30 protein-coding genes and 1 tRNA gene are annotated in these 22,450 nt (G+C 43.7%); 27 read left to right on the top strand and 4 right to left on the bottom strand.

The features are described 5' to 3' along the window. Nucleotides 1–41 precede the first annotated feature (41 nt). The gene (locus tag HYY55_00620; protein ID QQG46338.1) at nt 42–653 is read right to left on the bottom strand and encodes an AAA family ATPase; all 612 of its coding nucleotides are present in this window, start codon (nt 651–653) and stop codon (nt 42–44) included. A gap of 136 nt (nt 654–789) precedes the next feature. Then, nucleotides 790–1,368 carry a hypothetical protein gene (locus HYY55_00615; GenBank protein ID QQG46337.1) on the bottom strand — a complete coding sequence of 193 codons (579 nt, stop codon included), beginning with the start codon at nt 1,366–1,368 and terminating at the stop codon, nt 790–792. Nucleotides 1,369–1,413: 45 nt separating this feature from the next. Between HYY55_00615 and HYY55_00610 the strand changes: the two genes are divergently transcribed. Beyond that, complete coding sequence (locus HYY55_00610) at nt 1,414–2,136, top strand: hypothetical protein (protein ID QQG46336.1); 723 nt, start codon at nt 1,414–1,416, stop codon at nt 2,134–2,136. Nucleotides 2,137–2,220: 84 nt separating this feature from the next. Here the strand turns inward: HYY55_00610 and HYY55_00605 are convergent, their stop codons facing one another. Next, nucleotides 2,221–3,048, bottom strand: a complete 828-nt coding sequence (locus HYY55_00605; GenBank protein QQG46335.1) for a polyphenol oxidase family protein — start codon at nt 3,046–3,048, stop codon at nt 2,221–2,223. 48 nt (nt 3,049–3,096) lie between these two features. On the opposite strand from HYY55_00605, the gene HYY55_00600 reads away from it, so the two are divergent. After that, nucleotides 3,097–4,101, top strand: a complete 1,005-nt coding sequence (locus HYY55_00600; GenBank protein ID QQG46334.1) for a D-alanine--D-alanine ligase — start codon at nt 3,097–3,099, stop codon at nt 4,099–4,101. Here the strand turns inward: HYY55_00600 and HYY55_00595 are convergent. Beyond that, nucleotides 4,098–4,808, bottom strand: coding sequence for a hypothetical protein (locus HYY55_00595; GenBank protein QQG46333.1), 711 nt, complete (start codon nt 4,806–4,808; stop codon nt 4,098–4,100). The two genes, HYY55_00600 and HYY55_00595, sit on opposite strands and share 4 nt — an antisense overlap. Nucleotides 4,809–4,892: 84 nt before the next feature. Here HYY55_00595 and HYY55_00590 point away from each other — a divergent pair. The 25 genes from HYY55_00590 (at nt 4,893) to zwf (ending at nt 22,409) form a co-directional block, all read left to right on the top strand. After that, nucleotides 4,893–4,963 (top strand) — tRNA-Ala (locus HYY55_00590). 45 nt (nt 4,964–5,008) lie between these two features. Beyond that, nucleotides 5,009–5,437, top strand: a complete 429-nt coding sequence (locus tag HYY55_00585) for an adenylyltransferase/cytidyltransferase family protein (protein ID QQG46332.1) — start codon at nt 5,009–5,011, stop codon at nt 5,435–5,437. Nucleotides 5,438–5,485: 48 nt separating this feature from the next. Continuing rightward, complete coding sequence (locus HYY55_00580) at nt 5,486–6,016, top strand: DUF3105 domain-containing protein (GenBank protein QQG46331.1); 531 nt, start codon at nt 5,486–5,488, stop codon at nt 6,014–6,016. Nucleotides 6,017–6,129: 113 nt separating this feature from the next. Further along, nucleotides 6,130–6,411 carry a winged helix-turn-helix transcriptional regulator gene (locus HYY55_00575; protein QQG46330.1) on the top strand — a complete coding sequence of 94 codons (282 nt, stop codon included), beginning with the start codon at nt 6,130–6,132 and terminating at the stop codon, nt 6,409–6,411. Between the two features lie 22 nt (nt 6,412–6,433). Beyond that, nucleotides 6,434–6,670, top strand: a complete 237-nt coding sequence (locus HYY55_00570) for an NrdH-redoxin (GenBank protein QQG46329.1) — start codon at nt 6,434–6,436, stop codon at nt 6,668–6,670. Between the two features lie 26 nt (nt 6,671–6,696). Next, entirely contained in the window at nt 6,697–7,284 is a 588-nt protein-coding gene (locus HYY55_00565; protein QQG46328.1) for an NAD(P)H-dependent oxidoreductase, read from the top strand. A gap of 112 nt (nt 7,285–7,396) precedes the next feature. Next, nucleotides 7,397–7,714, top strand: coding sequence for a winged helix-turn-helix transcriptional regulator (locus HYY55_00560; GenBank protein QQG46327.1), 318 nt, complete (start codon nt 7,397–7,399; stop codon nt 7,712–7,714). Next, nucleotides 7,711–9,237, top strand: coding sequence for an FAD-dependent oxidoreductase (locus HYY55_00555; GenBank protein QQG46326.1), 1,527 nt, complete (start codon nt 7,711–7,713; stop codon nt 9,235–9,237). The genes HYY55_00560 and HYY55_00555 overlap by 4 nt, the downstream gene beginning before the upstream one ends. Nucleotides 9,238–9,241: 4 nt before the next feature. Then, nucleotides 9,242–9,670 carry a redoxin domain-containing protein gene (locus HYY55_00550; protein QQG46325.1) on the top strand — a complete coding sequence of 143 codons (429 nt, stop codon included), beginning with the start codon at nt 9,242–9,244 and terminating at the stop codon, nt 9,668–9,670. Continuing rightward, on the top strand, nt 9,671–10,351 hold the full coding sequence (locus tag HYY55_00545; protein ID QQG46324.1) for an NAD(P)H-dependent oxidoreductase: 681 nt from the start codon (nt 9,671–9,673) through the stop codon (nt 10,349–10,351). It begins immediately after the preceding gene. Between the two features lie 62 nt (nt 10,352–10,413). After that, on the top strand, nt 10,414–10,656 hold the full coding sequence (locus HYY55_00540; protein QQG46323.1) for a hypothetical protein: 243 nt from the start codon (nt 10,414–10,416) through the stop codon (nt 10,654–10,656). Between the two features lie 9 nt (nt 10,657–10,665). Next, the gene (locus HYY55_00535; protein QQG46322.1) at nt 10,666–12,096 is read left to right on the top strand and encodes an FAD-dependent oxidoreductase; all 1,431 of its coding nucleotides are present in this window, start codon (nt 10,666–10,668) and stop codon (nt 12,094–12,096) included. Further along, the gene (locus HYY55_00530) at nt 12,093–12,605 is read left to right on the top strand and encodes a CDP-alcohol phosphatidyltransferase family protein (GenBank protein QQG46321.1); all 513 of its coding nucleotides are present in this window, start codon (nt 12,093–12,095) and stop codon (nt 12,603–12,605) included. Before HYY55_00535 ends, HYY55_00530 begins: the two co-directional genes overlap by 4 nt. A gap of 12 nt (nt 12,606–12,617) precedes the next feature. Then, entirely contained in the window at nt 12,618–13,250 is a 633-nt protein-coding gene (locus tag HYY55_00525) for an SIS domain-containing protein (GenBank protein QQG46320.1), read from the top strand. A gap of 99 nt (nt 13,251–13,349) precedes the next feature. Then, nucleotides 13,350–14,144, top strand: a complete 795-nt coding sequence (locus tag HYY55_00520) for a hypothetical protein (GenBank protein ID QQG46319.1) — start codon at nt 13,350–13,352, stop codon at nt 14,142–14,144. Between the two features lie 61 nt (nt 14,145–14,205). After that, entirely contained in the window at nt 14,206–14,604 is a 399-nt protein-coding gene (locus tag HYY55_00515) for a hypothetical protein (GenBank protein ID QQG46318.1), read from the top strand. Further along, nucleotides 14,601–15,656 carry a hypothetical protein gene (locus HYY55_00510; GenBank protein QQG46317.1) on the top strand — a complete coding sequence of 352 codons (1,056 nt, stop codon included), beginning with the start codon at nt 14,601–14,603 and terminating at the stop codon, nt 15,654–15,656. Before HYY55_00515 ends, HYY55_00510 begins: the two co-directional genes overlap by 4 nt. A 132-nt stretch (nt 15,657–15,788) precedes the next feature. Further along, a complete protein-coding gene (locus HYY55_00505; GenBank protein ID QQG46316.1) occupies nt 15,789–16,100 on the top strand; it encodes a winged helix-turn-helix transcriptional regulator in 312 nt (103 codons plus the stop codon). A 15-nt stretch (nt 16,101–16,115) separates the two neighbouring features. Continuing rightward, nucleotides 16,116–16,649 (top strand): TlpA family protein disulfide reductase, encoded by a 534-nt coding sequence (locus HYY55_00500; protein ID QQG46315.1) that lies wholly within the window; start codon nt 16,116–16,118, stop codon nt 16,647–16,649. A gap of 4 nt (nt 16,650–16,653) precedes the next feature. Next, entirely contained in the window at nt 16,654–17,688 is a 1,035-nt protein-coding gene (locus HYY55_00495) for a DUF3179 domain-containing protein (protein QQG46314.1), read from the top strand. 10 nt (nt 17,689–17,698) lie between these two features. Further along, nucleotides 17,699–17,956 (top strand): hypothetical protein, encoded by a 258-nt coding sequence (locus tag HYY55_00490; protein QQG46313.1) that lies wholly within the window; start codon nt 17,699–17,701, stop codon nt 17,954–17,956. Between the two features lie 222 nt (nt 17,957–18,178). Next, nucleotides 18,179–18,712: a TlpA family protein disulfide reductase gene (locus tag HYY55_00485; protein QQG46312.1), complete on the top strand. Its 534-nt coding sequence runs from the start codon at nt 18,179–18,181 to the stop codon at nt 18,710–18,712. A gap of 24 nt (nt 18,713–18,736) precedes the next feature. Continuing rightward, on the top strand, nt 18,737–19,201 hold the full coding sequence (locus HYY55_00480) for a dual specificity protein phosphatase family protein (protein ID QQG46311.1): 465 nt from the start codon (nt 18,737–18,739) through the stop codon (nt 19,199–19,201). Then, nucleotides 19,194–19,964 carry a sulfite exporter TauE/SafE family protein gene (locus HYY55_00475; GenBank protein ID QQG46310.1) on the top strand — a complete coding sequence of 257 codons (771 nt, stop codon included), beginning with the start codon at nt 19,194–19,196 and terminating at the stop codon, nt 19,962–19,964. The genes HYY55_00480 and HYY55_00475 overlap by 8 nt, the downstream gene beginning before the upstream one ends. 15 nt (nt 19,965–19,979) lie before the next feature. Further along, nucleotides 19,980–22,409, top strand: a complete 2,430-nt coding sequence (gene zwf / locus HYY55_00470) for a glucose-6-phosphate dehydrogenase (GenBank protein ID QQG46309.1) — start codon at nt 19,980–19,982, stop codon at nt 22,407–22,409. The last annotated feature ends 41 nt before the right edge of the window (nt 22,410–22,450 follow it).

The raw sequence follows: 22,450 nt of genomic DNA, 5'->3' as shown, positions 1-22,450 counted from the left end.
TTTTTTCACTCAAAACAAAAGTCCCGACAACAGCGGGACTTTTAAGATTTTTGCGTCTCTTGGGCGACTTTGGCTTTAAACATATCTTTAACTGCTCTTGCAACTTTTTTGGCTCTTTCAGTTTCCGTGCCGCGTATTTCAATAAAAGGTATTTTATGCAGGGGAAGAAATGACCTGATTGACGCGTTAACATTAAAACGGAAATCTTTTTTACGCAAACGGTCTCCCTCTGGCACATTAAATTCAATGGGAAGGAAAAATATCAGATCGTATTTCAAAAGTTCGCCCAACGCCTCTTTGTAGAGGTCGGCAAGGGCCTCGCGATGCTTTTCGTCTTTAATATCGGCGAAAGCGAGAGCAAAAAAGTATGCCAGTGGAGCGGGTGCTCGTAAAATAACCGCGCAAAAGTCATCGTTTGAGCGCGAGTCAAAATCATGGTCCCATTCCCTTTGCATCTGATAAATCCAAAATTGTTCAAAAAATTCTTTTGTTCCGCCGGTTTTATCCGTCCACAAAACCGAGTACTCCTGAATTTCTCGGATTTTAACCAGCTTTTTCCGAGCGAGAGAATATCGCGCCAGATCGTTGGCAAGCAGACGGCAAAGGGTGTCCTTACCGACGCCGGTCGCTCCCAAAATAGCTATTCGCAGCATTTCGAAGCCCCCATAAAACAAGGTTCTTTAGTTAAATTCTGCTTTGCTTATGGGGTTGACGTCAAGGATAAGAGTATTTTATAAAGCGGGGTTTTATTTTTTATCAATTTTTACTAGACACTCGGTGTTTAGTTTTTTAGGAGAATTTGGATACAAAATCGGCAAACTCCAGCCAGTTTACCACTTTGGCGTAGGGAGGCGGAGGAGAAGAGATATTGTGCTGGTCAAAAAGAACGCGGGTTTTGACATCCGGAATTTCTTCAAGAATTTTTAATTGGTCGTCTAGATAAATTTCAATACCCAGTTTTTTGGCAGCAACATTTTTTGCCCCCTTTTCGTCGTGAGGCACGAAAATAATTTTATCTTTTGGTATAAAATCAAATAAACCGTTAGATTCAAGCCATTTTAAGCCTAACTTATCCCCTTCATCATAAATATTGCGGCGGGAAATTATGAAAAGTTCGTTTTTAGACGCAAGCTTTTTAATCTGTTCAGCCGCCCTCTCCATTGTGGGCGCCAAAAGTGAAGCCGGACCATAAACGTACATCTGAAGTTCTTTATAATGTTCCGGCGATAAAAGTTTTTTTATGATATGCGTCGAAGTTTCGCGAGGCTTGACGTCATAGCCAAGCTCGCGGGCCTTTTTAATCCGGCTTGACGTATGATCAATTATGACGCCATCTAAATCAAGACCTATTTTGGTCATTTTTAACATGTTAGCATTTTAGTCAGATAAAAATTTTTTTACAAGGAGTTTGAAGTGGCCAATCAAACTAAAGAATTTGAAAAACTTTTACAGGAAATGCGCGAATTTCTGAAAAGAAACTTGCGCGAGGAAATCCCAAGACCGCTCATTATAGAGCTTACAGGTTCGCCTAACTCGGGCAAAACTACGCTGATTAACGGCGTGGATTCCATTTTCAGACATAGCGCCTTCAAAGTGTATAGACCTCAAGAAGGCGCCGAGGTTTTCAGGGCTTTATCGCGAAAAACGCCGCTTTATAACCTGACTACCGGCGCTTATGGGCTTATTAATGTTTCAAGCGCGGCAACCGGCCGGGACCACGATGTCGTTTTGCTTGACCGCGCGCTTTATGACGCTCATGGATGGATGATTTTCTGGCAACGCAGGGGCAACCTAAGCAAAAAAGAAATGGCTGAATTTCAAAAATTCTTCACCAATACGCTAATACTTGACTTTATTGATCTATGCCTGTATGTAATCTGCTCGCCAGAAGAAGCAAAGAGGCGGGCGAAACTTGACGCGCCGACAATCATTGAATCAAAAGAGGGGAGCTATACTGATTTAAAAACCACGGGTGAACTAGTTGAAATTTTCAGCCAAAGTTATGAGGAAATGAAAGGCGCCGGAAAACCGGTTATCTTGATTGACTCAACTGAACTTTCAAAGCCCCAAATGTTTGATAAAACAATTGAGGCGGTGTTCAATGCCATCAAAGACAAAATCGCGGCTAAAAAGTAAAGTCCCGACAACGCGTCGGGATTTTTTATGATAATCTAATACAAGCGACCGCTGATATTAGATTATGCTCTTAAATCTAAATCCTTAAATCATTGAAACGACTGCGGCATGTCGACCTTCGGGTTCCGGAATGATTTTTTCAGCTTCTTCAAACCGACCCTCTTTTTCCAAACGCGCTTTTTCTTCGCTTTGCCTTTTCACGCGGTGATGAGAAAAAAACAAATATTCATTTTTTTCCCGCGAATGGCAGGTACAATTTTCGGCGACTTTTATATGTTCACGCTTAACTCCGGCGCCCAAAAGCTGTCTTACGTTAAAATCAAGCAAATCAATGCGCGCTCCGAGCGGACCCCCGCTGATAAACGGCCGCCAACGTTCATCCGATAAAAGTTTACGAGCCAATTCTTCATCATCATAACAACACTCATGAATCCCGGGTCCGATTCCGATAAAAATTTCTTCGGGTTTAACTTTGTAAGCGCTAACGGCTAATTCTACGGCTTTGCTGGCAATTTCTTCATTTGTCCCGCGCCAGCCGGCATGAATCAAACCGACAAATTTTCGGTCGGCTGTTGTCATCAAGACCGGAAGACAATCCGCCGGTTTCATCACCAGCGCGATATGTGGAGACGCTGTGAGTAAGCCGTCGCATTTGATATTCCAAGCGGAAGACTGATGAGGTGATAAAATAGTAATTTTATGCGAATGCTCGGGGAGCATTAAAACCGGCTTAGGTCTACGGGGCATCACCTGACGAAGAAAATTTTTAAAATTGTCATAAACCTCTTCCTCGTCTCCCCATTCCGAAGACATATTGCCGGCTTGCAATGTTGTAAAAAAATGCGGCGCCGGAAAACTGTTAAAACCGCGGAGCTGTTCAAGCCCACCATAAAAATCAAGCCTTGTGAGCATCGGCGTCTCCTATTTTGCCTTCAATCTTATTACAGTATAATAAAGTTAATGGCTAAAATCAAAGTCGGAGTTTTGCGCGGAGGGCCTTCATCGGAATACGAGGTTTCCCTGAAAACAGGGGAGACTGTGCTTAAAACCCTTCGACTGATTCGACAAGCTCACGGCAAGCAAGCTCAGGACAAGTACGAACCAGTTGATATTTTCATTGATAAAACCGGCGTCTGGCATTTATACGGAAAACAAGGCGAGCCGCATAAAATTTTTAAATCCATTGATGTTATATTTAACGCTCTGCACGGCGAATACGGCGAAGACGGAACCGCGCAGAAAATCTTTGAAGCGCACAACGTTCCTTACACCGGCTCGGACTCGCTGGCCTCATCCCTTGCCATGCAGAAACACCTTGCAAGAGAAGTGCTCCGGCTTTCCGCTATGCCCGTTATGCCTTATATCGCGGTAAAAACTTCAGATGACATAAAAAGCAAATCCGCAGAAGCTATCCGCCAATTCGGCCTACCGCTAATTGTAAAACCAGCAGGCTGTGGGTCGTCAATAGGCGTAAGCGTATGCCGCACCGTCTATGACCTGATTACCGGCATCTCTGACGCGCTTAGACGCGATAAAACGGCACTGGTTGAACCTTTCATCAAGGGACGCGAGGCAACTTGCGCGGTTGTAGATAATTTTCGGCAGCAACCTCACTACGCTTTTCCGATTGTGGAAATTATTCCACCGACAGGAAAAGAATTTTTTGACTATGAATGTAAATATGACGGCTCTACGCAGGAAATATGCCCAGGAAGGTTTAATGATGAAACAGCGCGCAAATTAAAAACTCTTGCCGTTATCGCGCATAATGCCCTCGGCTGCCGGCATTATTCGCGCTCGGACTTCATAGTTTCCGGAAACAAGATATATTTTTTGGAATTAAACACGCTTCCCGGACTTGCCGGCGAATGTCTTTGCCCGAAAGCGCTGGAAGCCGCCGGTCTTGAATTTCATCAACTGATTGACCATTTATTGGAACTTGCCATGAAAAAAGCCGTCCTTTAGGGGCGGCCCATTGAGCGGCTTTTCTTTTTAAAAAATTTCATTAGTTTTCTCGCATTCCTTTTTAATTTTACCATTCGTTCTTTGCGGTCTTCTTTGCGTAAGACCCGTAAATCATCCAAAACTTCGCCGGTTAAGGCCTGAATTAATTCTATTTTTTTGTCTATTTCAAAATGTTCATTCAGATGCCTGATCCTGAATCTTTTTTTATATAGCCCGTAGCACCCGGCCGTCAGCCAGCCGCAAAATCCTGTCGCGACAATATCAAGGGTGGTGTCCGCGCCCCCTTTTTGCATATTGTGCTTGAACTCGGCAAAGGTATAGTCATTTATATACCAGTCAACAGCCATCTCAAAAACTTCCCATAATACGGCTATCGCGAAAACCGTGATTTTGGCGGAGAGTATCAGAATTTCATGTTTTTGTTCATCCCGTTCAAGTTCAAGAACGCGCTGGGGAGTTCGGTAAATATACAGGAAGGAAAAAATGAGCATAATTCCGGCAATAGCGTGTCCCAATGTGTCAAACCACCACTTGGATGAAAAAAGAACATTATCCGCCGCCCCGAGATTAAACGGCCCCAGAGGCCCCCACATCCAAAAAAAGAAAACCCAAAGCGCCGTAAGAGTAAAGAAACAGACCTTTCTGGAATTTTTACCCGGATATAAGAATATACGCCGCCGGAGGGGCGGCGGATTTTTGTCCGTCATCGGCCGCCTCCATTGGCTGAAATAGATTAAAGGGCTTGAGAAAACACCGTTTTTATTATATTATAAATTTTAAACTGTGAAAGGGGGCCGTTAGCACAGTGGCAATGCACCCGGTTTGCATCCGGGAGACGGGAGTTCGATTCTCCCACGGTCCAAAAAACAAGTTTGACGGAAAAAAGGAGATTAATTACGATTTATATATGCGAGAAGGGCGCGTGGTCATGGTTTCCGGCGGATTTGACCCAATACATGTTGGCCATCTTGAGATGTTCAAAGAAGCCAAAGAACTTGGCGGAAAACTTCTTGTGGTTTTAAACTGCGATGACTGGCTTGTCCGCAAAAAAGGAAAATTTTTTATGAATCAAAACGACCGGGCCGAACTGATAAAAAGCATAAGATATGTTGATGATGTTTATGTGCTTCAAAGCGACAGAAATGATGTGGGGGAGGCGATAGAAAAATTCAAGCCGGATATATTTGCCAATGGCGGAGACCGAAAAAACGAAGCGTCAATACCCGAAGCTAAAATATGCAAAAAGCTTGGAGTGAAAATGGTTTTTAACGTCGGCCGAAGCGGAAAAATACGCTCAAGCTCAAAACTTCTTGCGGAATATTCAAAAAACCAATAAAATATAATTAAGTCGAAAAACTATTGTTAAATAAATGCGATATAATTTATGCGCAAATTAAAATTTTACATTATAATCATTGCTGTTATTGCCGCCATAAGTTTCGGTTTATATCTTTTGGTACAAAATGCCACTCCCGAAGGCGAGGATTTTAGCCGACAAATTCCTATTATGGAAAATATAAGCCACATAGCCGTAGGCGGCCCGCTTCCGGAATATACTTCAAATCCGCCCACATCGGGGCCTCACTACGGACAAACCGCGCGCTCCGGATTTCGCGCCGAATCAATAGCCGATCAGCATATTATCCATAATCTTGAGCATGGCGATGTTTGGATTGCCTACCATCCGCGCGTTACGGACGAAATAAAAAACCAATTAAAGGAGTTCGGAGCCGCTAAAGTCATCATAGAACCGCGGGAAACTAACGATGCCGACATAGCTCTTGCCGCCTGGGGCCGATTGGATACTTTTAATATCGAAAATAACATTCTGCCCGTCCAACGCATTGAAGATTTTATTAAACGCTACAGCAACAGAGGCCCGGAGAAAATACCGGGAGCAAGCGGCGGGATATAGGACGGGGCAGAGATAAAAGAGGGGAAGTTATACACAGGTCTTTCTAAAACGGGGTTGACACCGCTTTTATCTCGGAGTATACTTTAAGTAGTTGCTTAAATGTTTAATATTCTATGGCTAAATATAAGGCAAAAAAAGAAAAAACCCGGCTTATTTTCAATGTATTGGGCGATCCGAGCAGGTTTCGCATACTTGAGCTGATTGCCAAAAAGAAGGATTTTTGCGTTTCGGAAATCGCCTCCGCCCTTAAAATATCGGTTCCAGCGGTCTCCCAGCAATTCAGGATTCTGGAAATGGCGGGGCTCGTTAAAAGGGAAAGAATGGGCCAAAAAATATGCTATAAAGTCAAAAGAAACGATTCAGTCGTAAAATCGATTCTAAAAATTATAAGTTAAATTAAAAAAATAAATAAAAATTATGAAAAATGTAACAATTTATACCACCCCTTCGTGCGTCTACTGCAAGATGACTAAGGCGTTCTTCAAGGAAAATAATATTGAATATTCCGAAAAAGACGTTGCTTCGGACGCCGCGGCGCGCGAGGAAATGATTAAAAAGTCGGGACAAATGGGCGTGCCTGTGACGGATATCGACGGCGAACTCACGGTCGGCTTTGACAAAGAACGGCTCTCCGGCCTTTTGGGAATTAAATAATTTAATAAATAATAAAACTCAAATATATGACGGAAAAATTATTTATACCGGTAATTCTTGGAACAAACCGGGAAGGCAGGCAAAGCGAAAATGTCGCCAAGTTTTTATATGACAGGATGAACGGGCATGAAAAGATTGAGACAAAACTTTTTGATGTCCGCGACTTTAACTTTCCGACAAATGATTACGGACAAGCACTTAAAGATAAGGGAAAATTCTCCGAATATCGCGACGCGATAATAAAGGCCGACGGGCTTGTTGTTGTTGTTCCGGAATATAATCACGCTTATCCCGGGACGCTTAAATCGCTCTTGGATGTCGTGCTTCGGGAATATGTGCATAAGGCAGTCGGACTTGTGGGTGTTTCAGCGGGTCCCTGGGGAGGAACCAGGGCCGTTGAGTCGCTTGTTCCGGTGGTAAGAGAACTGGGGCTGGCGGTCACTTTCTCCAATCTGAATTTTCCGCAAGTTCAAAATACTTTTGATAGCGACGGTAAATTGAAAGACGACGCGTATAATCAACGCGCTGATGAATTTTTGGAAGAACTTATCTGGATGGCCGAGACAATGCTGTGGGGACGGAAAAATTTACCAAGCAAATACCACCAAAATTAGACCTATAGGTTAAGAATATTTTTATAAAAAGCCGAGCTTGCCCGGCTTTTGTATTGGGGTCTAAGTTTTGATGCTTGTTGTACTTTTATATTTATTTTGTTATCATTTGAACGTGAGCTCAAGTAGGAATAAAAATAATCTCAAAAAGGAACTTAACGATAAAAACGCCATTATTGCCTGCGCGCGGGAATTTAATATGGTCGGCGACCCGACGCGTCTGAAAATTTGTTATCTTTTGTGCCGGCACAAGGAACTGTCCGTCGGAGACATTGCCGAGGTGGTCGGCATTTCCATTTCTGCCGTCTCACACACCCTTAAAAAATTACAAAAAGCGGACATTGTGGAGCGCCGTCGAGATTTCCGCAATGTGTATTATAAATTAAGGAAAACTCCCTTGGTGCAAATTCTTAAGGGGCGATTAAAAGTATGAAAAATTACGACTATCAGTTTATCATCATCGGGGGCGGAGCCGCGGGTTTCGCGGCTGCCATCAAGGCGGATTCTTTGAAGATTAAAACTTTAATGATATCGGGCGGAAAAGTTCCTTTGGGCGGAACCTGCATTAATGTCGGATGTATGCCGTCAAAAAGATTGCTTACTGTGGCCGAATCCTATTGGAACGCGCGTTACAGCAAGTATGACGGCGTAGCCGGCAGTGTGCCGGATTTGGATTTTAAAAAAGTCGTTGAATCCAAAGACGCGCTAATCCGCAAACTTCAGGGAAAGGCGTATGCCGGAACTCTTAAATTTCTGGTTTATGTAACTCTTAAAGAAGGAGACGCGAAATTTATTGACGAGCACACGGTTGAAATAAATGGCCCCGCCTCCGCTAAAGCTACGGCGGGCGGGGAGAAAATTACGGGAGAAAAATTTTTGATTTCAACCGGTTCTTCCACTTTTATTCCTCCGATTGATGGGCTGGATAAAGTCGCGTATCTCACCAATATCGAGGCCTTGAGTTTGAAGGAGTTGCCGAAATCAATGATTATTTTGGGCGGGGGGCCGTTGGGTCTTGAATTTTCCCAAATTTACAATCGTTTCGGAACGAAGGTTACGGTTTTGCAGTATGCGGACAAAATAGCCGACCGCGAAGAGCCGGAGCTTTCAGATTTTCTGAAAAAGAAACTAGAAAAAGAGGGCACAACCATTTATACTTCCGCTAAAACCAAGGGTGTTGAGCATAACGGCAATCTTATTAAAGCAACTGTCGAGGTTGGCGACCCCGCCTCCGCTCCTCCTTCGCCAAAGGCTACGGAAGGACGCAGTAAAGCTACGGCGGGCAAGAAAGAAATTATTATTGAGGCAGAAAAAATACTGGTTGCATCAGGAGTAAGAGCCAATACCCAATCATTAAATCTTGAGCATATCGGTGTTCGTGTCGGCGAAAGAGGCGGAGTCGCAACCAATGAATTTCTACAAACAGACCTACCTCACATATTTGCCGCCGGCGATGTGGTGGATCAGTCGGGCGAAGAGGTTAATCTTAAACTGGAAACCGTCGCGGGCAGAGAGGGTTTTGTTGCCGCGTCTAATCTTTTGGAAAATAAGGGCATCAAAGTTGATTTCCGGGCGGCACCCCACGCCATCTTCACCGACCCGCCGCTGGCGAGCGTCGGCCTGACTGACGCTCAAATCGTCAAGCAAACGGGGCTAGTATGCAGCTGCCGCACCTTGAGTTTGGAACTTGTGCCAAAGGCGCATATTCTAGAAGCGGCGGACGGCTTAATTAAAATGGTAATTGATTCAAAAACCGAGGAAGTCGTCGGTATCCATATGGCGGGCGCCAGAGCCGATGAAATCATTTCCGTTGCCAGTTTCATTATCAAGCATCGTATGAAATTAGATGATATAATTGAAAATACATTTATCTTTCCCACTATGGCCGAATCAATCAAATGGGTCGCGCAGTCATTCCGAAAGGATGTCAACAAACTTTCCTGCTGTACGGAATAAATATATGAGGGCGCCGGAATTTATAACCGATGGCGAAAAATGGCTCAATTCAGAGCCGCTTAAACTCGCCGACCTGAAAGGCAAAGTGGTTTTAATTAAATTCTGGACTTTTATGTGCTCTTGGTGCCAGCAGGATTTGCCTGGCATTATGGAGATTGAAAAGAAATACAAAGACAGGGGGTTGATAGTGCTTGGTGTTCATTCTCCGGAAACAACTTTTGAGCGGGACATCGAAGCCCTCAAGAAACAAATGAAAGTTTTGAAAGTGGATTTTCCGGTGCTTACCGATAACGCAAGGCAAAATTGGAAAGCGTACAAAGTGGAAAATTGGCCGGCGTATTACTTAATTGATAAAAACGGCGACATTGTTTTTAATATTCTTGGTCCTGGAGTCGAAGGCCAATTAGAAGAAGAGGTTAAAAAATTAATCTAGATGAAAAAATTTAATATAAAGGCGTTAGCGCTTTTGGGAACGCTGAAAACCGGCGACGAACCCTCCAATACCGACGAACTGATTGACGACCTGTTCAGGCATTTTAACGAATATGACATATCCACAGAGAAAATCCGTCTTGCCAATCTGAATTTACCCGTCGGCTTGTTAGAAAAAATGTCCGACGGCGACGATTGGCCCCGTCTGGCTAATGCGATCCGCGAAGCGGACATCGTGATTTTTGCCACGCCCATTTGGTGGGGCGGGCAATCCAGTTTGATTCAGCGCGTTATAGAACGAATGACTCATTTTGACGAGTCGTATGTTATGACCAACAAATCAGACCTCTACCATAAAGTGGCCGGTATCGTCATAACGGGACATGAGGATGGTGTGCAACATATCGTCGGTAATCTGTCTAATTTTTTGCAGTGGCTTGGATTTGTAATACCGCCCGAAGCCGCGGTGTATTGGGTGGGCGAAGTCGGCGGCGGGATGAATGGAGACGCGGATAAACGCCGTCAAAACAAAGCCACCAAAGCCATGATTGCCGTTACGGCCAGAAATTTAATGAATTACGCCATGCTGATAAAAAACCACAAGGACGAACTCTTAGCTTTTCAGGAGAAGCATTTTGCCAGAGTGGGTACCAGGGGCGGCACAGAGGCGACTATGAGCTAAATGCCGGAAGAGCTGAAATAACTAACGACAATTAGAAATTAAAAACTTATCAATATAATTTTATGGAACACAAAATAACTATTTACTCAACTTCCACCTGTCCTTCCTGCAAAATGCTGAAGGCGTATCTTCAGGAAAAAGGATTTGGGTATGAAAATAAGGATGTGGGCGAAGACGCGAAAGCAAGAGAAGAAATGATTGCCAAAAACGGCGGGCTTCTCTCCACGCCAACGGTGGAAATAGACGGTAAAATAATTGTCGGGTTTGACAAAGAAAAAGTTGATGTTTTGTTGGGAGTAAAATAAAATTTGCCCGTGCGGGAATTTATAAACAAAACCTTTGATATTATTGTTATTGGCGCTGGTTCAGGCGGTCTTAATGTTGCTTCATTTATGAATAAAGCCGGTTTCAAGACGCTTCTAATTGATAAAAGCGACAGAAACATCGGCGGCGATTGCTTGAATTTTGGTTGTGTCCCGTCAAAAGCGCTTATTCATGTTGCAAGAATTATAAAAAACGGAAAGGGTGTTGAGAGATTCGGGCTTAAAACAAACGGCGCAGTTGATATCGGCAAGGTCACGGCGTACATAAAAGAAAAGCAGGGCATTATCAGAGAAGATGAAAATTTTCGAGCCCTTAGTAAAAAAGGGATTACCGTTAAGTTGGGTTTGGCTAAATTTATTTCTTCTAATGCCGTTGTTCTTGGCGGAGAAGAATATGAGGCCAGAAAAATTATAATAGCCACCGGATCGCGCCCAAAACAGCTGGATATTCCCGGGGTCAAAGACGCGTCAAACATATTTACCAATGAAACAATCTTTGACATTAATTTCTTTCCTAAAAAAATGGTGGTTATTGGCAGCGGTCCTATTGGAATGGAACTCGGCCAGGCCTTTAAATATCTTGGTTCAGACGTTTCGGTCGTGGTTCGGGGCGATTCAATTTTAAATAAAGAAGATCCTGAAGTTTCCGATTTTATTTTTAAACAGCTCTCTGAGGACGGTATGAGGTTTTATATGAACAGCCGGCCGGAAAAGATTGTGGATAGGAATAAAATTGTTATTAAAGACGGAACCGGCAAAGAAATCAGTTTGGAATTTGACGCTCTGCTTGTCGCTATGGGCAGATCTTTAAATACAGAGGGGCTGAATCTTGAAAAAGCCGGCGTTGAAATGGATAACGGAAAAATAAAAGTTGATTCTTATCTTAAAACCACAAATAAAAATATTTACTTGGTGGGCGATGTTGCCGGACAACACCAATTTACCCACGCGGCGGAATTGCACGCAAAACTTGTTTTAAAGAACTTTTTCTCGCCATTTAAGAAAAGATTGGAAACCGACAAAATGTCCTGGGTTACTTATACCGACCCGGAGATAGCAACATTCGGGCTAAGCGAGAAAGATTTAGACAAAAAACGGATAAAGTATTCTACGATAAGAAAATCTTTTAAAAACGACGACCGCGCGATTGTGGACGAGTCCACGGACGGAATGCTTAAGCTGTTTTTATCTTCTGACAAAAAAATTCTCGGCGGCACTATGGCAGCTAAAAATGCCGGAGAAATGGTCCAGGAATTAATCTTGGCCAACAGCGCCGGACTGAAAATTAACGCCCTGTTTGATAAAATATATCCCTATCCTGTCGCTTCTCGAATCAATCGAAAAGCCGCCAGTGAACATATGGCCGGCCGTCTTACGCCGTTTGTTAAAAAATTGTTAAAGATTTTGTATTACATCCGGTGAACAAAGTTAAAAAATATATTCCCAACACCATTAGTTTAGCGAGGTTGATATTGGCCGTACCGGCCGCGGCCTATTTTTGGATAGGAGCAAGCGGTTTGTTTCTGGGTTTTATTATATTTCAGGCAGTCGGCGACCGTTTAGACGGATATTTGGCTCGGCATTGGCGCGTAGAAAGCGTTAAGGGAAAAATGTTGGATACCGTGGCCGACCTCGCGTTTTTTATCGGAGTTTATTTCGTGATGTTTTTAAAATCGGAATATATTATTTTTGCTTTACTGTATTTGCCGGGTGTAATCTGGGGCGCAGTAATGCTTATGAAAAGAATGATTATTGAGAAAAAAATTATTTTTCCTCGTCGGCCGATTGACCATGTTTCTTACGCTCTTTATCTTGTTCTGATAAGTTTAATGTATTGGCCGTTTGCGCTGACTTTTATGTTAGCCGCAATCGGTGCGTTTCTCATATTGATATCAACTTATAAATTAAAGCAAAATAAGGGACTGGTTTGATAAAAAAATAATATGCCGACTAAAATTGTAAAATTAAAGCCCAAAATCAATGTCTTACAAATCGGGAAAGAAGTCCTCAAGAACGAGTCGGGCGCGATTCAAGTTGTTGGGAAAAAACTCGGTTCGTCTTTTGTAAAAGCGGTTGAGCTGTTATATCGCGCGAAGGGAAAGATAGTCCTTGCCGGCATAGGCAAATCCGGAATTGTGGCGCGAAAAATCGCGGCCACTCTTTCCAGCACCGGCACTTTCAGTCTTTTCGTCCATCCGGTGGAGGCGCTCCACGGCGATTTCGGCATGCTCGGGAAAGATGATGTCATTATAATTATTTCTAATAGCGGCGGGACGCCGGAGGTTATTAATTTTGCGAATATTGTAAAAAAATTCGGCAATAAGATTATAGCAATCACCTCAGGTGAAAAATCAGCGCTTGGGAAGTTCGCGGACATAATTCTTTTAACCCATGTCAGGGAAGAGGCCTGCAAAATCTGCACCACTTTTAATCTGGCTCCGACCACGAGCTCGCTAGTTGAGTCGGCCTTGGGGGACGCGATATCAAGCGCACTTCAGGAGATGAAAGGATTTAAGCAGGAACATTTTGCCAAATTTCATCCCGGAGGCACGCTTGGAGAGCGAGCTTCAAAATAAATTTAAAATTTTTAAGACGCTTGACAAATTCTCGCTTTCGGATTATCATTTGAATAGGTATTCAAGTGGTTTTTTGACATTTCAAAAAGGGGGGCGAGCATGGGTCTTAAGGTCGTACCGGCAACAATCACCGAAGTAATTGAATTTAATCCGAAACTGCGCGCCGTTCGTTTTGTTCCGGAGAACGAGGCGTTAGCCGACTATCGGCCGGGCGACTTTCTTTACATACGCGTGCCGGCATCTCAAGAAGAGTCCGACAGCACGGTTAAAAGTTTGTCCGATAAAACGGAAATACGCGCTTATTCTCTATCAAGCTCTCCCACCCAGCCGTTCTATGAAATAACCATTGTGGAGAAAGATCGTGAACCGCATGTTTCCAAACTATTGCAGCAGATTGATTCCGGCAGGGATTTAATAGAGATCTCGAGTAAAGATTGGGTAAGGCACGGAAAAATAACTTTATACGATGCGGAAATTGATGGAGGCAAACTCTTGTTTATAGGCGGAGGAACCGGTATCGCGCCGTTTATCGGGATGGTAAGATACATCAAAGACAAAAATTTGGATGCCGATGTTTGGCTGTTGGGAAGTTTCCGGTCTACAGAACATCTTATCTTTCACGAAGAATTGTTGGATATTACCAAAAGATTACCCAACATAAAATATTATCCGACGCTAACCAGATACGCAAACGATGATTGGAATTGGGGCCGGGGCAGATTTGTGATTCGCGACAAAGACGACATTATAGTTCGCAACGACTTTCCCGATATCGTTGGCGGTATTCAGCAATACACGGCTTATGTCTGCGGACTTAAAGCCATGCTGAACGACACACAAGAAGCGTTGAGCGGGGCCGGCGTTAAACTGATTAAAAAAGAGGCATGGGATTGATTTTCGCGTTTTAAAATATCACTATTTGTATGTATGTTCAAATGGTGATATTATTTTATAAATGAGGGGAGCAAGAAAAAAACCTTATGAATTATGGTTTCGCGCTCAATATAAAGAGCGCATTAAAAATAGGACGCTTCGAGTGGCGCTGCGCCCGGGGACTAGGATTTATCCGGAACCCAAAGGCGCGCAAGAAGGCGAGATAGCGACAGTGCGAATTATCATTCGGCCCGGACAAGAAGACAAGGGAATTCAGCCGATATTTGATGACTTTCAGCAAAAAGTCAGAATTCAAAAGATTATTGTTAAAAAGATAGAAAAATTGACAACGCGCGATTTGCAATTCTGTCTGCCGGATTGTCAAGACAAAAATAGCGCCAAAAAACAACTGGAATGGATCTATCAAAAACCATTTCAAGACGATGATGTGGTAAGCCTTATTTATTTTGAGTATCTATGATAAAATTTTCTATGGAACACCCGGAGGAAAAACAACATATGGAACAAGTGCACACTTTAATTGAATCGGGCATTGTAAAAATCGGGGAAAATGCAAAAGAAAATCCCAAAATGCTTGATTTTCCGGAATTTGCGCTTGGCATTGCCAATAAAGATTACCAGGCAAGAACGCCATTTCTTTGGAATGCCGTCTATGAACATTTCGGCTTTGACACCAGAAACATTCGTTTAGCCGGCGATCCGGAAAATTCTGAAGTAATATTCAATTCTTTCAAAAAAGACCGAAAGTATCTTGGTGGCGACGTGGGAGTGGGATTTAAGGATCGCGCGTGGAAAATTATTGACGAAGTCGATCCTTTGGCGCGCGAGATGCAAGCCATAAATGTTGTGGTTAAAGAAGAAAACGGAATATTGAGGGGCTATAATACAGACGGTCTTGGTTATGCGCAAAGCGTGAAAGAAAAATTAGGCGAGCGAGGAGAACAAATAGGCGGTAAAAAGGTTGTGATTTTAGGAGGCGGCGGTACTGCCAATGCAATCTCATTTGCTCTTGCTAAAGAAGGGGCCAACCTTATGATTTTGAATAGAACCGCGGCTAAAGCGGAGGACTTAGCTGAGCGCGTCAATACTTACTTCCGCAAAAATATCGCGCGGTTTGGAGGACGAGAACTAATTCAGGATGAAGTGCGCGATGCGGACCTCGTCATTTCCGTAATCGATGATCCTACATCACCCCTTGACCAATATTCGGCTCTTGGAACGATTGAGTTGCCGGCAACTCCCGAACATATTGCCGATAATCTCAAAGAAGCAAAACAAATTATGGAGAGTATGCATAGAGAAACAATTATTTCGGATGTAATGCTGCGCAATCAAGATACCGCAACCATTCGCGAGGCAAAATTGGCCGGGTTTTCCACGCTTGACGGCAAACCGATGGTCTTGAATCAGGCAATAGAGGCCTTCTGGCTCGTGAATCAAAAAGTTTTGGAAGCAAAAAATATCACCAAGGAACAAGTGGCCGAAGTTATGAAGCAAGCCGCGGGTTCTTAAATTTATAGAGCGCTCCTTTCGGGCGCTCTTTTTAAGTGGCGGGGCTTATCCACACCTGTCTGCCGGCAGGCAGGGTTGACACAAAAGTTTCTTGGGAGTAGGATTAAGTAATTATGCAATTACTTAATTAACATGCTTACAAAAGAACAGGTAAACAGGATAAAAAAAGAATTGTCAAGCGATATGGACCGGATGCCCCTCATTCTTGGCGCGCTGGGAGATCCTGGCAGATTTCGGATTTTCAAATTGCTTTCGGAGAACCACGATATTTGCGTAACCGATGTGGCGAACATTTTTGATATTACGGTATCCGCGGCATCCCAGCAGTTGAGAGTTCTGGAAATGCTTGAACTGGTCGAAAAAACAAGAATGGGACAAATGGTTTGTTATAAATTAAAAAAGGATAATTCCATGGTCAAACAGCTGATGCAAATTATTAAATAAAATTATTAAATCTAAATGAGAAACAAAATATTAATTATAGGCGCGATTATTGCCGCAATCGGCCTGATAGCGTTTGGGAGGTCATATGGCGGCAATACCGCCTCACAAAGCGCCTCGGTGCATTCGGGGGCGTCCGGAACAGCTTTGCAAGAAAGCTCCGCGCCGGATTTTAAGCTGCAAAAGCTGGGCGGAGGAACCATAACGCTATCGGAGTTTAGGGGCAAGAAGCCGGTGGTGGTTGATTTTTGGGCTTCGTGGTGCCCGAATTGCCGAAGAGACATGCCGAATCTAAATCGTTTTTATGAAAAATATAAAGACAAAGTGGAAGTGATAGGAGTTAATCTGCACGAAAATGAGTCAACCGTCGCGGATTTTATAGAATCTCGCGGAATAAATTTTCCGATAGCGCTTGACCCTTTCAGCCGGGCCTCAAATGTTTTCGGCATTCAGTACACCAACACGCATTTCTTGATAGACATAAACGGTAATCTGGTCCGCACCATCCCCGGAGACATTCGGGAATCAGACGTTGCCTCGCTTATTGAATAAAAAGATGAATTTAAAGGTAATTACAATTATAATAGTGGTTGGGGTTGCGGTTGTAGCCGCGCTTGTTCTGTCCCGTGTTATATTTAAAAACGACTTTAATTTGCCTCAAGGTGGAGAGGTTAAAAAAGAAATAATTATGATTCAAAACAACGGCAGTGAAGTAGAAAAAGAAATTATGGTTACTGACGGCGTAAAACATAGCGTTCCTCTGGACTCTATCCTCGGCGGAGGTCCGCCAAAAGACGGGATTCCTTCCATTGATAATCCCAAATTTATTTCGGTTGGTGAGGCATCGAAGCAGTTATCGGACGCCGAACCAGGCCTTGCGCTTGAAATGGGCAATGTCAGCCGTTTTTATCCGTTTCAAATTTTGGTCTGGCACGAGATTGTAAATGACACCATAAATGGGAAACGGGTTCTTGTAACCTATTGCCCGCTATGCTTGTCCGGAATAGTTTTTGACCCCGTTGTGGAGGGAGAACGAGTGGAATTCGGCACTTCGGGTAAATTATGGAATTCAAACTTGGTAATGTATGACCGAAAAACCGATTCATTGTGGTCGCAGATTTTGGGCGAAGCGATTGTCGGAGAAAAAACCGGAACGCATCTCGCCGTTTTGCAGTCAGACCAGATTCGATTCGGCGAATGGCGGAAGCTCCACCCGACAGGAGAAGTGCTCTCGCGAGATACGGGAACAACGCGGTTTTACGGGCAGGACCCGTACGGCGATTACTACACCACCCCGGGAACTTATTTCCCAGTTGGTAAAAAAGATGACCGCTTAAGCGATAAGGACTTTGTTCTCGGCATCGTAATAAATGGAAAAGCTAAGGCATATTGGCCGGAGGCGGTGAAAAAAGTCGGTGAAATTGAAGATAGCTTTGAGGGAAAAACGATTATTGCGAAGTACGAAAAAGAAATTGACGCCGTGCGGATTTTCGAGAAAAAAACTGATGGCACGCTTCTGCGCATCAACCCATTTGGCTCATTTTGGTTTTCGTGGGTTGCCGCTCACCCTGATACAGAATTATTAAAATAAAAAATCAATTATGCTTATAGATTTTTACGGAAAAGAGTGTCCGCACTGCATTAAGATGATGCCGTTGGTGGAGCGGCTGGAAAAAGAAGCCGGTTTGAAAGTTGAAAAATATGAAGTTTGGCATAACGAAGAAAACGCAAAAAAGATGAAAGAATATGATAAGGGCCGGTGCGGCGGCGTTCCGTTTTTCATTAATACCGACTCTGACGCCTTTATCTGCGGAGAGGCCCCCTATGAAGAATTAAAGGAATGGGCAGGCACAAAATAAGGTCGGGCTGCCCGAAACAAATCATTAATTAATTAAAAAAAATAATATGCACGAAGATACACACGACGAAAAACACGAAAAATGCATGGCTTGCGAGTGCCCTTGTGATGAGCATAAAGAACACAATCATCCAGTGGAGCATAAGAAATGCGAGCATTGCGGCCACGAACACCACGAAGGCGGCCATTGCGACTGCGGTTGCAAATAGCCGCGATAATAAAAATGAATAAATTATTCGCAATAATCATAGGGCTTTTGATTCTGGGGGGCGTCGGATGGCTTGTAATTCGCGCGAAAAACGCCCCCGAAGAATCAAAACAAACGGCTCAAACGGCTCAATCCGAAAAAGCCCCCGATTTTGCTTTACAGGATTACGGCGGGAATACCGTTCGACTCACGGATTTTTCGGGCAAACCTTTGGTTATAAACTCATGGGCGGCATGGTGTCCGTTTTGCCGCGAAGAGCTTCCTGATTTCGCAAGAGCACAAAAGGAGTTTGGCGATAAAGTCGTGATTATCGCTATTGACCGCGCCGAATCATTGGGTGTCGCAAAGGGATATACCGACCGGCAAGGAACCACCAACCAGCTGGTTTTCTTGCTCGACCCATCTGATTCTTTTTATAAATCAATCGGCGGATTTTCAATGCCGGAAACAATATTTGTTGACCCTGAAAAAAACATAGTTATTCACAAGAGAGGACCGATGAAATTGGATGAGATTAAAAGTAAAATAGAAGAACTGATTAACAAATAAAAAAGCGGGAGATGTGTAAAAAATATGTCTAAAGAAAAACACGGAGCTCCTAAATTTGAATATAACTATATCACCGACGGAATTTATATCGGCACGAATTTGTGCTGTCAGACGCATTTTAACGGGGAACTTAAGAAAAAGGGCATAATGGCCGATGTTTCTCTTGAGGAAGAGAAGATTGATTCTCCTTTCGGGGCTTATTTTTACGCGTGGATTCCCGTCAAAAACCACACCGCTCCCAAACAGGAACAACTGGAATTCGGCGTCTTGACCCTTAAAAATTTGGTCGCTATGAAGCAAAAGATATATCTGCACTGCAAAAACGGCCACGGCAGAGCGCCCACTATGATGGCGGCATATCTTATAAAAACACGCGGGATGTCTCCGGCGAATGCAGAAAAATTTATTAAAAAACAAAGACCCTCGATTCACTTAGAGCCCGTTCAACGTAAAGCGCTTATAAAATTTTATAAAAACCATCGTGCTTGAGCTTTCAATTGCCGCGTTAATAGTTCCGGCTTTTATTGCCGGCATTCTTACATTTCTTGCCCCATGCACCCTTCCTTTGGTGCCGGGATATTTGGGTTTCATCAGCGGCTCCTCTTTAGAAGACCTCAAGGACCCGGCTAAAGCCAAGCAGGCCCGATGGAAAATTTTTCTCAACGGCTTTTTCTTTATGCTTGGGTTTAGCGCGGTTTTTATCGTTATGGGAACGCTCATCGGTTTTGTCGGCGCCAGGTTTCTTGCTCCTTATAGATTATGGCTTGGAAGAATCGGCGGAATTTTCGTTATCATCTTCGGACTGTTTATGCTCAATATTTTGAAATTGCCTTTTTTACAGCGCGAATTTCAAATTAAGACTCCCGCTTTGCTGAAACGAGGGCGCGCGTCCAACTCGTTCATTTTAGGCAGCGCTTTTGCGTTTGGGTGGACGCCGTGCGTTGGCCCGATCTTAGGCTCGGTGCTCTTATTGGCCTCAACCTCAACCAGCGCGCTCCAGGGCGGATTATTGCTTACTATTTTCTCGGCGGGACTCGCGATACCATTTTTACTTATTGCCGCAGGCATTGGATCGGCCTCCCGTTATGTCCAAAATATATCTAAATATCTTAATATCGTTTCCGTAATCGGCGGCATCTTTCTTATTTTCCTCGGCATACTTTTGGTTTCTGGCAATATCGGCCTTCTTATTTCTTACGGTTATAAGATTTTTCAATTTATAGATTATGACCGTTTATTGGATTATCTCTAGGAGAATATATAAACCGTGATAATTAAAAATTCGCCGACCATATTAACCATATTCGGCGCGACCGGCGATCTTGCGGCTAAAAAAATTATTCCCTCTTTATGGCACCTTTTCCGACAAGGCCGTTTTCCGGACCGCTTTTCCGTGATGGGATTTTCGCGAAGAAATCTTTCCCGCGAAGAATTTAAAAAATTTATCCGTAAAACCCTTATAAAGCGCGGAGGGGCGGCAATAAAAGAGAGAGATTTTTCGCGTTTCTTTGAAACATTTTCATATCATGCCGGAACTTTTGAGGACAAAAAATCCTTTCGGATTCTTTTTGAAAAAATAGCGGGCGCCGAATCGTCTTGGGGTGTTTGCGCCAATAAATTATTTTATCTTGCCGTTCCTCCGTCATCTTACGAGATAATTTTTAAGAATCTCGCCTCAGTAAAATTAAACCTTCCTTGCGGAGGAAATCTTGGCTGGAGCCGCCTGCTTATTGAAAAACCTTTTGGAAAGGACTCCGAAAGCGCGAGGAAGCTCCAGTCGCTTCTTTCCTCATATTTCAAAGAGGAACAGATTTACAGAATTGACCACTATCTTTTTAAAGAAATATTGCAGGGAATAGAAAATTTCAGATTTTCCAATAACCTTTTTGAAAATGCGTGGGATAATACGATGATTGAGCGAATTGATATTCGCCTTTATGAATCAATCGGCGTGGAAGAGCGCGGGAGTTTTTACGACGCTGTCGGGGCGCTGCGCGATGTCGGACAAAATCATCTTTTAATCATGCTTGCGGTACTTGCCATGGAATATCCTAAAAATAAAGAGGCGGACTCTATCCGGCAAAACCGCGCAAAAATTTTAGAAACTTTAGCACCCTGGACAACCGAAACAGTCCGAAACAATACCTATCGCGCGCAATATCGGGGTTATGAGAATATTAAAGGAGTTCGTCCCGCCTCAAACACCGATACATATTTTGCGCTCAAAACCGAGCTCCGCTATCCTCGATGGAAAGGAATCCCGATATTCATGGAAGCGGGGAAACGGATGGCCGAGGCGCGTAAAGAAATAGTGCTCACGCTAAAACATCCGGCTATTTGTCATCTTTGCGAGGTCGGACCGCACGAGCCAAATAAAATAGTTTTTCGGCTTGAACCAAATGATGAAATAATTATTTACTTTTGGATGAAAAAACCCGGTTTTGAACAAACCCTTGAAAGGCGCGCCTTCTCTTTCTTTTTGTACGAAAAAAAAGAAAAGGCGCAATATGTGGAAGAATACGCAAAAATTTTCAACGCAGCCATGGAAGGCAATCGGGCATTTTTTATAGCGCCCGGGGAGGTGGCGGCGCTATGGAAATTTATCGATCCGATCGAAAGCGCGTGGGATAAAAATACCGTTTCGCTCGCAAAATATAAGCCCGGGACCACTCCTCGGCCGGCAATCTTGCAAAATACGCAGAGCGTCAGGGATAAAAACGCGGAAACGCGCATGAGCGAGATCGGTATTATCGGTTTGGGGAAAATGGGCGCTAATCTCGCGATACGACTTTCAGCCAAAGGATGGCGCGTTGTCGGCATGGACCACTTTCCCGATACTACGAAAAAACTTGAAAAAAATGGAATTATCGGCGCGTATTCTATTCCGGAATTTGTTAAGAAACTTTCCACTCCGCGCGTTATATGGCTTATGGTTCCCGCCTCCGCCCCGCCTTCGTCAAAGACTTCGGACGGGCAAAGTAAAGCTACGGCGGGCAGGCCCGCGGGAAAGCCCGTAGACGAAATCATTTTCGGAAAAGAAGGCCTCGCGCGGATACTCAAGAAAGGGGATATAATAATTGACGGAGGAAACTCTTTCTATAAGGACTCTGTTCGCCGAGGAATAAAATTGGGAGCAAAAGGAATTCATTTTCTTGATGTTGGCGTATCGGGCGGGCCGACTTCCATTCAGCTTGGGAAATTTGCTATTATGGCGGGAGGAAATAAAAAAATATATGAAAAAATCAAACCGATTTTTGACGCCATGTCGGATACGACCTCCGGATATATGGGAAAAATTGGGGCCGGGCATTTTACAAAAATGATTCATAACGGCATTGAGTACGGAATGATGCAGGCGCTGGCCGAAGGATTTTCAGTATTAAAAAAGGCGCCGTTTGAGTTTCATCTTAAAGATGTCGCGAGTGTGTACAACCAAAACAGCATTATTACCTCGCGGCTTACGGGGTGGCTGGAGGAAGGATTCAAAAAGTATGGAGAGGACTTAAAAAAAGCGTCTGGCGTGGTGGCTCAAACAGGAGAAGGAGAATGGACGGTAAAAACCGCCAAAGAACTCGGCGTTCCCGCGCCAATTATCAAGAGGTCTTATCTTTTCCGTGTACGCTCAAAAAAGAGCCCGTCATTTACCGGAAAAATTCTTTCAACGCTCCGCGCCGTATTCGGCGGGCATAAAATATAACAGTCAAAACGCTTATGGCCATGTTTGAAGCAATAAAAAAT

The organism is Candidatus Niyogibacteria bacterium (genome assembly GCA_016432485.1).
Taxonomy (GTDB): domain Bacteria; phylum Patescibacteriota; class Minisyncoccia; order HO2-45-28; family HO2-45-28; genus HO2-45-28.
The sequence above is the reverse complement of the archived record's forward strand: the minus strand, read 5'-3'. Positions and strand labels throughout refer to the sequence as shown.